The sequence below is a fragment of the Limnospira sp. PMC 1279.21 genome (assembly GCF_032349615.1).
Taxonomy (GTDB): domain Bacteria; phylum Cyanobacteriota; class Cyanobacteriia; order Cyanobacteriales; family Microcoleaceae; genus Limnospira; species Limnospira fusiformis.
The window spans coordinates 1-13,008 of sequence record NZ_JARPLU010000137.1 but is presented as its reverse complement, the minus strand read 5'-3'; the positions used below and the strand labels follow the sequence as shown (position 1 = coordinate 13,008).

Here is a 13,008-nt window from a genome sequence, read left to right as displayed (position 1 = left end):
TAGGTGGCAACGCTGGGTGTAACATATTTTGGCACTTTAACTCCGGTTATTGTGGTTGTTTGCATAGTACAAGGTTTTTGGTTTGTGTGTAGGTTTGAATAAGTTTTTTGTTACTAGCAAGCACGTCCTGTGCTGTCCTGTGCTGTCCTTTTTCCCCCAACTTGAATTATCAAGCTAGGAATTATGTTAACTTTTGTAACTTTTGTGAAAAAATTGGCCTTTTTGGGGGGGAGGGGTTGCCTTTGGCTGGGGTTGCTGCTATACTTCTAGTATAATGGAATATTTGTAATTTTTTTATTTTTGCCAATGTTTAATTATTTAACAATATGTCAATATTGTAACCGCGATCGCCACCTTTTGTCAACCCCTAGGTTGGGACTGCCTAAAATTGAATAAAAAATCAAGACAGCGGCAAAAAAAAGCCCTCAGCGAATAGCCAAGGGCGAGTTAAAATCAAATAGCGTATAGCTAAACAGCCGCCGCCACTTTTTCACCTTTTCCGACCAAGCGTTCATAAGTGGATCGCATTTTCAGACCGACCAGAACTTGGAACAGTCCAGTGCCATCATTAGAACCGGGGTAGTCTTGGTGTTCCCGCAACAGATGGGTGAGTTCACCGTAGTATTTGGTAGCAATATTGCTCATGTGACCTTCAACATAGATCATCTCTTCGAGGTTATCGAACTTCCCATCCACCTCTAGTACAGAGACCTCATTTCCATAGTAACCATCAGGCCCATAGAACATCTTGATACCGGGATAAGAACAAGTCAGCTTACGACCGCAAGGAGTCCAGTGGATGGTTGATCCCTCATCAAACAGATAAGCCGGTTCAAAACCTTCTACTCCATCGCGCTGCATGAGGCGCACCCGTAGGACTTTGTGTTCCTTATCATCAGGAATCAATTTGGTAGGTAGAATTTGGATGACCACATCTGCATATTGCTTCTGAGGATCGATATAGGCTTCAAAGTCAGGACGACGAGCATTAATAGAAGCCAGAACATCCTCATAGCGGTGTCCCCGTTCAGCCATATCCCGCTGTATTTTCCAGGAGATTTTGACCTCATCACTAATATCGAGGTAAACGCTAAAGTCTAACAGACCTCTGACACGCTCATCATACAAGGGGTGTAGACCTTCAATAACCACAATGTGATTAGGATCGATACGTTCTGGCGGATCGATCAGACCAGTTTCATGGTTATAGATAGGTTTATTGATAGATTGACCACTTTTGAGCGTTTTAATCTGCTCATACATCAGGTCGAAATTGTTAGCGCGGGGGTCGAGAGCGGTAATCCCGGTTTCCTTACGTTGCTTGCGATCGAGACTATGATAATCATCTAAACAGATGACCGTAACAAAATCTTCTCCAAAGATGTCTGTTATACGACGCAAAAAGGTAGATTTTCCGCACCCGGAATCCCCAGCAACACCAATTAAAACTACGCGATCCGGCTGATTTACCATAGGTTCCCTCTAAGCAAAAAACTGTTTACAAGCTCAACCACTCTATTTTGAGCAGGACAACCCAGGCCAGTGTCACAATTGAGAATTGGCGACTACCCATGTAGGTATAGCCAATCTCGATCGGTAGACAGCTTACTGACTCCCCACTGACACAATGGCCTGGTTATCTGGTAAGCTAAGTATTTTATACTAACTTTAGATATTGATTTTACCAGAAGGGGATCATCCCTACAAGATGTAATCGTTCTCACTTATCGCGAGAAAAATTGAAGCCAGAATAGGGGTTATTGACTTCGCAAGTGGTGTGGGGCTATTTTAACATCAATTGCCAGCCTGATTGAATTTAGTTTAGGGGAAAATTTCGGTAACTACCCGATCGCCCTGATTTCTGCCAGTGACCACGACAGTTTGAGTAGAAAATTGTCCGGTGGCCACTTCTCCCCGCAGAGTCATCTGGGGGTCAACTTGGCGGTAAATTACATCACCTTCAGCTTTAAATGCTTGTTGTGGTACATACCAGGTGAGTAGATCAGCATTAATTTGAGCCTGTGGGTTTTGAGCCACCCCCAGAACATTACCAATCAGGTTAAAAATTTGGTTGTCCAAATCTCCCCAACCCTGATCACCCGAAAAAGTCAATTGCTGTTGGCGATCGATAATAGTAATTGGCCCTGGGGAATTAAGAGTTTGTTCTTGGTAGTTCCACTGTAATTTATCACTGGAAAGCTGTAATGGCGGGTTAGACAGGGCAATCTGAACATGATCTTTGAAAGTGGCTATAGCTGTAGTTAAATCTAGTTCGGCACTTTTAGCGACAGCGCGATCAGTAACCACCATATTTTCTAGGCGATCGATTTCCACCCGACGGTCAGAAATAAATCTTTCTTCTTCCCATCGCCAGATGACATGATCAGTGCGTAGCTGCACCCCTACTTCCTTAAAGTTGATCACCACTTGGTTCCAAAATTCCACGCGCTTGTCATCGTTGAACAATTGGACCTCAGTAGCGATCGCCTGCATTTTTTCATGTTCTCCGGTCACATTGTCACGAACAATCAGAATTTGCTCATTAACAATCCATTCCAACTCTTGACCGCGCAAAACAATACCATTTTCCAGATCAACCGCGACAATATCATCTCGGAGAAACAGTCGCTGACCATCTTGGTGCAGTTCTCCCTGTTTAGCTTCGATTTTATAGCGTAACTCACCCTTGACAAACAGTTCCCCCACAGGTTCAGTCACTGTGGCAATTTTCTGATCTTGACTATAACTTGCTTGTTTAGCCTCTACCTGCCACAGCAGTTGGCCATCTTCGTCTACTTGTTCGAGTACCACATCTTCCAGGGTGAGGGTGTTCTCAAACTCTTCTGAGGGTGGCTGGTCCCCAGAAGTAGTTGGTTCTGAAGGTTGGGGGGATTGACACCCTACCAGTCCCCCGCCAGAAATTACCAACATCAGCAACAGAATTGCGCCCAGACGAAAACTGGGTATTTTCTGCTGGCTGGAGTTTGAGTTATTAAATATCACGCGCCTTCAACCTTTCCATCAATCAAACTGATGCTTGATAGCGGACGGTAGCTATATCCAGGACTGCGGGGAGTTTTTTGAATTTCGTCTTTGATCGCTTCGAGATCAATATAGCGATCGGCCACATTAATTAGGCTATCGCTAGTCATCGCGCGCAAACTAATCACTTCCACCCGCACACCTCTATAGCTGACACAATCGACCGCATAAGCTAAATCGCCATCACCACTAACTAGCACCGCCGTATCATAAGCACCCACTAGAGCGATCATATCTACGGCAATTTCTACATCTAGGTTAGCTTTTTTAGAACCATCTGGCAGTTGTACTAAGTCTTTAGCAACCACCCGATAGCCATTGCGACGCATCCACAGCAAAAATCCCTGTTGCTTTTCATTAGTGCGATCGACCCCGGTATAGAAAAACGATCGCAATAACCGGGAACCACTGGTTAGCCTGCACAGTAATTTGGTGTAATCAATTTCAATCCCTAATTGCAAAGCCGCATAAAACAGATTCGAGCCATCGATAAATATGGCCACACGCCCTCGATTTTCTAAAATCTGTTCAGGGGTGAATATGTCGTTACTACTGTTGTTGATATGATTCAACATGATTTTTAAACCTCATTTATGATTTTATGATGCCGCTCAAATAGGTGTATATCAATCCCACATGGAGTTGTCAATAATTCAGGAATTAAATCGGCTCCCTCCTCTCTGTAAGTCTCCGGGAGATAAATTGATCAGACCACAGAGCTGGGTAATTCCAGCTTTTTAAAAACTGGTTTAGCTTCTCCCAGGACTTGCTCGCTTGGTAAAATACCCCAGTGAGCATGGCTATCCAAAGCCGTGATTTTGGCTGACAATTCAGGGTCTTGAAAATCCAGGGAGTATCCCAGTTGCTGGTAGACAGCGGTGCTAAGATTTGGCACAATTGGCGCTAATAAATAAGCCGATTGTCGGACGGACTCAAGCACGGAGTAGATCACTTCCATCAGGGCTGATAGTTCCCCTTGTTTATACAGTGACCAGGGTGCTTGTTCGTCTACATATTTGTTACCAGCCTGAACTAGAATCAGAACCGCCTCACACACTTGGCTAAACGCCAGTTTTTCATAGAATTGACTAACGCTGTTACCGAGGGAACTACCAATGGATTTTAGGTGATTGTCTGTCTGGATATGATCTACAGCGATCGCCGGAACTCTACCTTCAAAGTATTTGGCAGCCATTTTCATAGTCCGGTTAAGTAAGTTTCCCAGATCATTGGCGAGGTCGGCGTTTAGGGTATTAATAAATCTGGTCTGATTATAATCACCGTCTTGTCCAAATTCTATCTCCTTTAAGAAATAGTAACGGACGGCATCGGTACCAAATTGGTTCACCAACTCTACGGGATTAAGTGTATTCCCTAAACTCTTACCCATCTTTTTACCATCTTTAGTTAGAAAACCGTGTCCAAAGATACGACCAGGTAAAGGTAAGTCGGCAGACATTAACATAGCTGGCCAGTAAACAGCATGGAAGCGTAAGATGTCTTTACCAATTAGGTGCAGGTCTATCGGCCACCATTTAGCGATCGCTTCAGAGAGGGTAGGTTCCGAGTCGGGATCAACTAGGGCGGTGACATATCCTAGTAGTGCATCAAACCAAACATATAGGGTTTGACTGGGATCAATGGGAACTGGGAAACCCCAGTCAAGATTCACCCTAGAAATGGAGAAATCCTGTAATCCTTGTTTAATAAAACTGATAACTTCATTCCGGCGACTTTCTGGCCCGATGAAGTCGGGGTGATCATGATAAAGGGCTTCTAGCTGTTTTTGATATTTTGACAGACGGAAAAAGTAGTTCTGCTCGTCCCTCCATTCTACTTCTTTATTCACGTGGATGGGGCAATATTTCTCGTCTATTAGTTCCCGTTTTTCTTTGAACTCTTCACAGCTGACACAATACCAGCCCTGTTGTTGGCTCAAATATATGTCGTCATTTTGCCACACCCGCTGGAAAAATTCTTTGACGATCGCCTCGTGACGGGGGCTGGTGGTCCGACTAAAACGATCATACTGAATTTCTAGCAGTTTCCACAGACTCTCAAAACTGCTGACTATCCGATCACAGTGAACTTGAGGAGAACATCCCGCCTCCTCGGCTGTCCGTTGAATTTTCTGGCCGTGTTCGTCGGTACCAGTAATTAGCAGCACTTCATATCCCTGTAGTCGCTTCCAACGGGCGATCGCATCGGCGGCGATCGTCGTGTAGGCGCTGCCAATATGGGGAACGTCATTCACATAATATAGGGGTGTTGTTAAGGAAAACGTCTTTTTAGTTTTTGGTGTCACATCCATGACTGATATACAAGTTTCTCTCTTAAACTGATCTTACTTAGGTTTGATCTGCCTTCGGGGCGGAGTCGGTTACCCTGACACCCGAACCCTGTCACGGGTCAAAACAGCCAAAATTTTGATACTGTTTTGACCATTCAAACTAAAGCCTATAAATGATAATACTTTTTAAAAAAATGTTAAAAATTCTCAACGAATTCTTAACTTTTTCATCAAGATCTACAAACTCAATGGAGATACCAGCGCGATCGATTCACCGGGTCGGAGCGGTTGATTGGCAGATTTACCGCCAACTGTAGTTAGCCACTTATCCCCGTCTGTCTAGTGGTTTCCGCCGATGGTATAGATAGATCTCAATGACTGTGGAAAGAAGGTAAAGTAATGTTAAGCTAAAATGAGCTAATGGGATCAACTACCTGAGATCAACCATTATATTTCCCCAATCTAGCCAACGATGTATTTTTTGAACTCTACACCCGGTCAGTCGCACCTACCTCTATTTTTGTTTTTACCCGGGATGGATGGTACGGGTCGTCTCCTACGAACCCAACAGCGCCGACTGTCTCAGTTTTTTAACCTGCGCTGTTTGAGTATTCCTCCCGAAGATCTCAACCATTGGGATGGATTAACCGATCGCACTGTGGATTTAATTCAAAAAGAACTCAGCCTCAACCTCAATCAAGATATTTATCTATGCGGGGAGTCCTTCGGCGGTTGTCTGGCGATGAAGGTGGCTATGAAAATTCGTGCTCAACTCAAAGGTCTGATTTTAGTTAACCCGGCTTCTGCTTTTAAGCAACAACCTTGGATAGAATGGGGATCACATTTGACGGACTGGCTACCTAGTTGGTTATATCCCCTGTCTATGATCGGATTCTTGCCGTTTCTGGCTAAATTGCCAGGAATTTCTCCGAGCGATCGCCAAGCCTTGTTAGAGGCTATGCAATCAGTCCCTCAACGTACTTCCAGTTGGCGCTTGGGACTGCTGCGATCGTTTGATATTCAACCAGACCAACTCCGTCAACTAGATTTACCCGTTTTGGTGATTGCCAGTGGTTCCGATAGACTGCTACCCTCCATTAGAGAGGCTCAATTTTTAACCAGGAAGCTACCCAAAGCTAATATGGTTATCCTCCCTAACAGCGGCCATGCTTGTCTGTTAGAAACTGATGTTAACCTTTGTCAGATCATTCGAGATCATGATCTCGGTCAGAGTTTAACTAAAACCCAATTGGTTTGCCCAAATTAGGCACAGAAAAATTGTTGAGGCTAATTCACAGGCTATATGACCACAACTTTTAAGAATCCACCCATTGGACCAGCATCGCGACTGGTCAATGGTATTTTATCTATTAAACCCCTAGCTAAGTTCGCCAAACATCAAGCCCGCCAGATGATGATTGATCGGGCTGAAAAAATGGGGGTTCCGTGGCGCTCTCATGCCAATACCCTCCTACAGAGAGACTGGTCGGCAGAATTTCAGCAGGTGAATAGTTCTGCTCTGGCTTACCCAGAATATTATTTAAGGTCTTTTCATGCCTATGATAACGGAAATTTAAGCTGGCAGGCTGCTGTAGAGGTGGAAGTGGCGGCGTTGGCGGTTCACGCCAAAATCTGGCCTGATGCTGGGGTGGCGGGAGACGATCGCCTACGACAAAGTTATCATCATGTACTACAGCAGGTCTTACCCGAACCGCCCAAAGCTATTGTGGATCTCGGCTGTAGTGTCGGATTAAGTACCAATACCATGCAGCAGATCTATCCTGATGCTACTATGGTAGGGGTGGATTTGTCCCCCTATTTTTTGGCGATCGCTGCCTATAACACTAACCAAAAGTCCTCCGATCACCCCCCCACTTGGGTACACGCCCCCGCTGAGGCTACAGGTCTACCAGACCACTCCTTTGATTTGGTTTCCCTTTGTCTGGTTTGTCATGAACTCCCACAAGAGGCGACCCGAAATATATTTAAGGAAGCCCGCCGCCTATTGCGCCCTAACGGACATCTGGCGGTTATGGATATGAACCCCCAATCAGAGGTATTCGCTAAGATGCCACCCTATATCCTCACCCTCCTAAAAAGTACCGAACCCTATCTCGATCAGTATTTCACCCTAGATCTAGTTGAAACCTTCAAATCAGCAGGTTTTCAGACCCCTACCATTGTCTGTAACAGTCCCCGTCATCATACGGCGATCGCCAAAGTCAATGGATAATTAATAATTAATAATTAATAATTAATAATTATTAATCGTCGGGGCGGGTTCTGCTAATTCCTCGGCTGCCACCGAGAAGATGAATAAACCCGCCCTTTGGGGGAGAGGGAGAAGGCTGGGAGATGAAACCCGCCCCTGGGTAGAAGATTATTTTTTATGGCGTAATTAAGAATGTTGAACGCTGAAGATTTTTACAGCGAATCGTTTTATCTAGCCAATAACCCTGATGTAGCGCAAGCAGTTGATTTGGGAGTTATTAGTAGTGGCTTTGAACATTTTATCGAGTCAGGTCAGTTTCAGGTTAGACAACCGACACCGCTTTATGATGAATTGTATTATCTGACGACTAATCCTGATGTGGCGGCGTTGGTAAATGTAGGTGCGATCGCCAGTGGTTTTCAACATTTTATTAATTTCGGTCAGCGGGAAGCGCGCGATCCCAGTATTCTATTTAATACGGATTTTTATATAAATGAATATCCCTTTATTCAAGCAGCCATAGAAGCCGGAGATATCACAGCGATCGAGCATTTTGTGAAAGCCGGTCAATTTGAGGATTTTCGCCCTAGTGTATTGTATAACCCTAATTATTATTTAGCCCGTAATCCTGATGTGGCGGCGAGGGTAGAACGTGATGAACTGACCGGGATCGAGCATTATTTGGATATTGGGGCGGCTCAAAATCGTGATTTTAGTGCTTTTCTGGAGGTGAATGGTTCCAGTTTTCCCAACCGTGTCGCTAGTGGAGATACTAGGGAAAACAGCACAATTTTAATGGCGCGTAATACTGTGGTGGGTCCGATTACTTTTGAAACAGCCACCGACCCTAATTTTGATAATGTGGTTTCCACACTGACTACTAATAATTCTGATCCGACGGTTCCGGTTAAGGTATTTGTGTCTGATTTAACGCCGGGGACACCTTATTTTTATCGGGTTACTAATGCTATGGGGGAGAGCGATCGCGGTATTTTTCGCACTCCTTTATCTTTGGGAAGTCAAGGGGGTTTAAGGTTTGGGGCTGCTGGTGATTCTCAGGGTGAATTAATGCCTCATGTCGCGGTGAGAAATGCCCCAGAACGTGGTCTGGATTTTTTTGTGCAGTTAGGAAATACAATTTCTGCAAGTACCGAATCTCCTGATTTACCCGGTGTTTCTCAGGCGGAAACTTTGTTAGATTTCCACACAAAACATAATGAGATTTATCGGGAGCGTATAACTTTAAATCCTTGGGCAAATCTGCGGGTAGCAACTTCTATGTTTGGTGTATTGAATGATGGGGAAATAATCGATAATTTTGCCGGGGGTAGTCTGGGGGAAGATGGAGAGGGTGATTGGTTGAATAATAGCGATATTTTTGAGACGGCGTTGGCGGGTTTTTTAGATTATCAACCTCGGCGACGGGAAAGTTATGGAGACATTAGCGATCGCCGGACCGCTAACCGAGAACAACTGTATCGCGCTACGACCTATGGAGATGATGCGGCGGCGTTTTTGTTGGATGTGCGATCGTTCCGGGATGCCCCCTTAGAACAGGTCGCCGAAACTTCTTTTCCCGAAGATATTGAGGCATTTTTGCGGGATTCTTTTGATGCTAATCGAACCATGTTGGGACGAACTCAGTTGCAACAGTTGCAGTTAAATTTACTGGGCGCACAGGCGGCGGGTTTAACTTGGAAGTTTATATTTTCTCCGGTCCCTATGCAAAATTTGGGGATTCCGGGTGCAAGCGATCGCTGGGAAGGATACGCGGCTGAACGAACTAGACTGCTGAAATTTATTGATGATAATAATATTGATAATGTCGTGTTTGTGTCGGCGGGAGCTGGGGGAACTGTAGTTAATAATTTGACATTTGCTGAGGAGTTTGGGGGGCCACAAATTCCTATCAATGCTATGGAAATTACCGTAGGTCCGGTGGGGGTACAAACCGATTTAGGATCGGGTCTAGTGGGGGCTACTTTGGGTCCGGTGGCTGTTGATGGGGCGACTGAATGGCAACTAACCCGACAAGGAAGGGCTACTTATGAGGGGTTACAGACGCGCTGGGAACGCGATCGCCTGGTGGAGAATCTCCTAAATACTCGCCTTGAGGATATGGCTTATAATCCTATTGGTTTGGAGGGTTCGGGAATTGATGCACAGGAAATAGTTCCGGGTTCCTATTTTGCCGCTCATACTTTTGGCTGGACCGAGTTCGTCATTGATACCAATACTCAACAGCTTAGGGTGACTACTTATGGGGTCGAACCTTATACACAGGTCGATGTCCAAAGGGTTCCGGCGCGGGTAATTAATCGTCAACCCCAAGTGGTCAGCGACTTTGTGGTAAATCCTCAATAATTGGGCTTGAAAAATTTGATATAAGGCACTATAACAAACGGTAAAAATTCATATGAAATTTATGTTTGGCGGCGATCATGATTAAGTCGGGTCGCTTTTGGGCAAGCGCTAGGAATCTACTCCATGTTAAAACTTCATCCCCCTAGGTCACAGAGAACAATGAAAAATTTTGTGGTTAGCCAGTTTAACACTTTTGGGTTGGCGTTTTGGGTTGAAATTATGACCGAAATGCCTCGATGTACCTATTACTTTGGGCCGTTTCTTACCGAAGATGAGGCGGAACAAGCAGAACCCGGTTATATTGAAGATATTCAAGGTGAAGGTGCCACAGGTCTACAGGTGGCAGTTAAGCACTGTCAGCCTGATATTTTGACTGTGGCAGCCGATCTTGATCAAAATTTTGATCACCCCCTACAGTGGGCATAGTGGCTTAACTTGGGCGGGACAGGTCACCGGATATCAACAATATCAGGATGGTTTTTGATCCAGTTATCGATATCGGTGATCACTTGATCGGGGATCTCCCAAGGGAATAAATGGGCTGTGTTGGGGTAGCAGTTAAACTGCGAATTGGGTAAGTTTGCCGCCGTTTCTTGACTGGAGATGGCGGTAATATGTCGATCGCATTCTCCGGCTAATATGAGACAATGACAGCTAATATTTCCCAACTCAGCTAGACGGTTATATCGGTTTTTTAATGCTTGTCTCAGGGCTATGGTTGCTGGTCTGGAGGTTTGTAAATAGGCGGGTGTGGCTTGTTTGGCTATGTATTTATAGGCGGTGGCTGTATGCTGTTGGATTAAGTAGCGAAATAGCGATCGCTTACCGAAAAGGTTGATATTCCACTGACTAGCTGGCCAGATCAAATTAATTATACCCGCAATTCCCGTTAATAGATTATCTAGCCATGAAATCGGAGGATGGTTCCCACGGGGATAGGCGGAAGTCGCCACTAAAATTAATCCCGTAAACCTTTCCGGGTTTGTTAATGCTAATTCTAGGGCGAGTATACCTCCCAAAGACCAGCCGATAATTAAACATTTATCTATTTTTAAGCCATCTAAAAGCTGTTCGATATCCTGGAGATGATCGGTCATCTCAAAGGGTTGTTTAACCTGACTTTTCCCATAGCCTCGCAGGTCTGGGGCGATGGTTTGATAGTTTTGGGATAGGTGATCTGTAAAAACTGACATACAGCCTCCTGACCCAGGATGACCATGAAGACACAGTATCGGAAATCCTTGACCGCGAATTTCCGAGTTTAAGGAAACAGCTAAACTCATCAGTTTATAACTGCCCTCTCATGATAATATGTTCGGCAATACCAGCGATCGCTCTGCGGACTTGGGGAATGTTTCCGGCTGAGTTATCGGTAATGGTAATAATATACCTTTCCCCGTCAATACTAGCCGCTAAAGTCGTGCCAATTACCCTAGAGTTTTGACCGGTTTTTTCCCCTAACCACTGCGCTTTTAATCCTTGTAAGGCTTGATAACCAATTTCGCGATCGTACTGATGACCTAAAGCGTCAATTAATAGTTCCGAGTGGGGGTGTTCATAGTTGTAGATTTCTACCATCATTTCCGTGAGTTCATCACTGGTCATGCTATTGCGACCTCTACCGGGTCTAAAAGGCATGATCCGATCGCCCATGAGTTTAAATTGCACCCGCGTTTTTTGATAACCGTGTCGTTCTAGTAGTTTATTGATATAATCGGCACTCAAATAGTCGATAAGTTGATTAGTAGCGATATTACTACTATGGTCAATCATTTGAGCCATTAACATTTGGAGAGAGTAGGATTGGCGGGCGCGAATTGAGGAAGCATCTTCGGTAAAATTCCCCCCCTCGACATAGATTTCTTGATCAAAACTCACCTGTTCCTCAGCCGCTTTGTGTAATAAGGCGATCGCCACAGGAACTTTAATTAAACTCGCCGGACTCGCCGGAGTTTGACTACCCCGTAAACTAGCACAATGGCGGTTTAAATTACAAACGCTGATGGTCGCATTACGCGATAAACCACTCCTAACTCTAATTTCTTCTAAAATTTCCGATTGAGCGTTTCTTAACTGGAATTTGAGGCGATTATAGTTGTCTTGATACTCGGAAATTTTCGCGGTGGCTTGTCCCCTTAAAAATGAATCCTGGGGAATTTCCTGTAAATTGGCGATCGCCCTCTGCCAAAAGGTTGCCATTTGTTGTCTAGTTTCCCAGGATAGCGGAGAACTTTTGCCAATATCTACCGCTTGATGGGCTAAACTTATCGCTTGTTTCCAATTATCATTAGCCCGCTGTTCAATCATGATTTGAACTTCTACGTGGCGCAATTGTTCGATTATCTGCTCAGAAGGTTCCCGCCTCTGGTTAGGAAATAATGACATTAATTGACGGGAATTACCTGCTGATTCTGGGGGGTTTTCTAGGATGTATAATAACTCGTCCCGGAGGCTAATCAATTCATTGAGAGAAGTAGCCCCATATAATGCTGAGGATGACCCTAGCATAGGTAAGGCTGGAGTTAAGCCAATACTGACAGCAATGGCAACAGCACCCAGCCACCGGGTTTTTGACTTGAGTGGGTTTAATAAACTGCGTTTGGGACTGCCTAAGTAGGGAAAATTGGTCGATTGTGCAGCCATTGTTTCTGCTCTATAAAACTTAAACAAAACGGGACATAGCCGGATATTGATGTTTATTTCTTGCTTCGTCCGGGACTGTCGGCAGCACCCCGTCCACAAGTGTAATCGTCTGAACCAGGCGATTTTTCTAAATTTCTACTGGCGTTCAAATCTCTATCAATCTTCAGCCCACAGTTCTGACATTCAAAAGTCCGACGGACTAGGGGCATTTGTTGACGATGGCCACAGTTAGAACAAAGTTGACTGGATGGATAAAATCTATCGGCAATAATCAACTTTGAACCATAACGTTCTGCCTTGTAACCGAGTTGACGACGGAACTCATAAAATGAAGCATCAGCGATAGAACCCGCCAAACCATGATTTTTCAGCATACCTGACACATTCAAATCTTCAATGACTACTTGGCTGTGGTTCTTAGCCAAGAAAGTAGTTATTTTATGAATGGTGTCCCGCC

At 44.7% G+C, this 13,008-nt stretch carries 11 protein-coding genes; 4 read left to right on the top strand and 7 right to left on the bottom strand.

The window, feature by feature from the left end:
* Positions 1–468: 468 nt before the first annotated feature.
* The 4 genes from P5683_RS18160 to metG all read right to left on the bottom strand — a co-directional run bounded on the left by P5683_RS18160 (position 469) and on the right by metG (position 5,353).
* On the bottom strand, positions 469–1,473 hold the full coding sequence (locus tag P5683_RS18160) for a phosphoribulokinase (protein WP_006625041.1): 1,005 nt from the start codon (positions 1,471–1,473) through the stop codon (positions 469–471).
* A 348-nt stretch (positions 1,474–1,821) separates the two neighbouring features.
* Positions 1,822–3,003, bottom strand: coding sequence for an LPS export ABC transporter periplasmic protein LptC (gene lptC, locus P5683_RS18155; protein WP_035759449.1), 1,182 nt, complete (start codon positions 3,001–3,003; stop codon positions 1,822–1,824).
* Positions 3,000–3,617, bottom strand: a complete 618-nt coding sequence (locus P5683_RS18150) for an NYN domain-containing protein (protein WP_006625038.1) — start codon at positions 3,615–3,617, stop codon at positions 3,000–3,002. The genes lptC and P5683_RS18150 overlap by 4 nt, the downstream gene beginning before the upstream one ends.
* Before the next feature lie 131 nt (positions 3,618–3,748).
* Positions 3,749–5,353 (bottom strand): methionine--tRNA ligase, encoded by a 1,605-nt coding sequence (gene metG / locus P5683_RS18145; RefSeq protein ID WP_006625037.1) that lies wholly within the window; start codon positions 5,351–5,353, stop codon positions 3,749–3,751.
* Between the two features lie 451 nt (positions 5,354–5,804).
* Here metG and P5683_RS18140 point away from each other — a divergent pair, with 451 nt between their 5' ends.
* From P5683_RS18140 to P5683_RS18125, 4 genes are all read left to right on the top strand, one after another.
* The gene (locus P5683_RS18140) at positions 5,805–6,599 is read left to right on the top strand and encodes an alpha/beta fold hydrolase (RefSeq protein ID WP_006625036.1); all 795 of its coding nucleotides are present in this window, start codon (positions 5,805–5,807) and stop codon (positions 6,597–6,599) included.
* A 36-nt stretch (positions 6,600–6,635) separates the two neighbouring features.
* Positions 6,636–7,565, top strand: coding sequence for a class I SAM-dependent methyltransferase (locus tag P5683_RS18135; RefSeq protein ID WP_006625035.1), 930 nt, complete (start codon positions 6,636–6,638; stop codon positions 7,563–7,565).
* A gap of 171 nt (positions 7,566–7,736) precedes the next feature.
* Positions 7,737–9,908: an alkaline phosphatase D family protein gene (locus P5683_RS18130; RefSeq protein ID WP_315640749.1), complete on the top strand. Its 2,172-nt coding sequence runs from the start codon at positions 7,737–7,739 to the stop codon at positions 9,906–9,908.
* Positions 9,909–10,067: 159 nt separating this feature from the next.
* A complete protein-coding gene (locus P5683_RS18125) occupies positions 10,068–10,334 on the top strand; it encodes a DUF1816 domain-containing protein (RefSeq protein WP_046319329.1) in 267 nt (88 codons plus the stop codon).
* A 23-nt stretch (positions 10,335–10,357) separates the two neighbouring features.
* Here the strand turns inward: P5683_RS18125 and P5683_RS18120 are convergent, their stop codons facing one another.
* From P5683_RS18120 to P5683_RS18110, 3 genes are all read right to left on the bottom strand, one after another.
* Positions 10,358–11,191, bottom strand: coding sequence for an alpha/beta fold hydrolase (locus tag P5683_RS18120; RefSeq protein WP_046319326.1), 834 nt, complete (start codon positions 11,189–11,191; stop codon positions 10,358–10,360).
* A gap of 4 nt (positions 11,192–11,195) precedes the next feature.
* Positions 11,196–12,551 (bottom strand): serine hydrolase, encoded by a 1,356-nt coding sequence (locus tag P5683_RS18115; RefSeq protein WP_187757673.1) that lies wholly within the window; start codon positions 12,549–12,551, stop codon positions 11,196–11,198.
* 53 nt (positions 12,552–12,604) lie between these two features.
* On the bottom strand, positions 12,605–13,008 hold a 404-nt coding region (locus tag P5683_RS18110; RefSeq protein ID WP_315640744.1), incomplete at its 5' end, for an RNA-guided endonuclease TnpB family protein.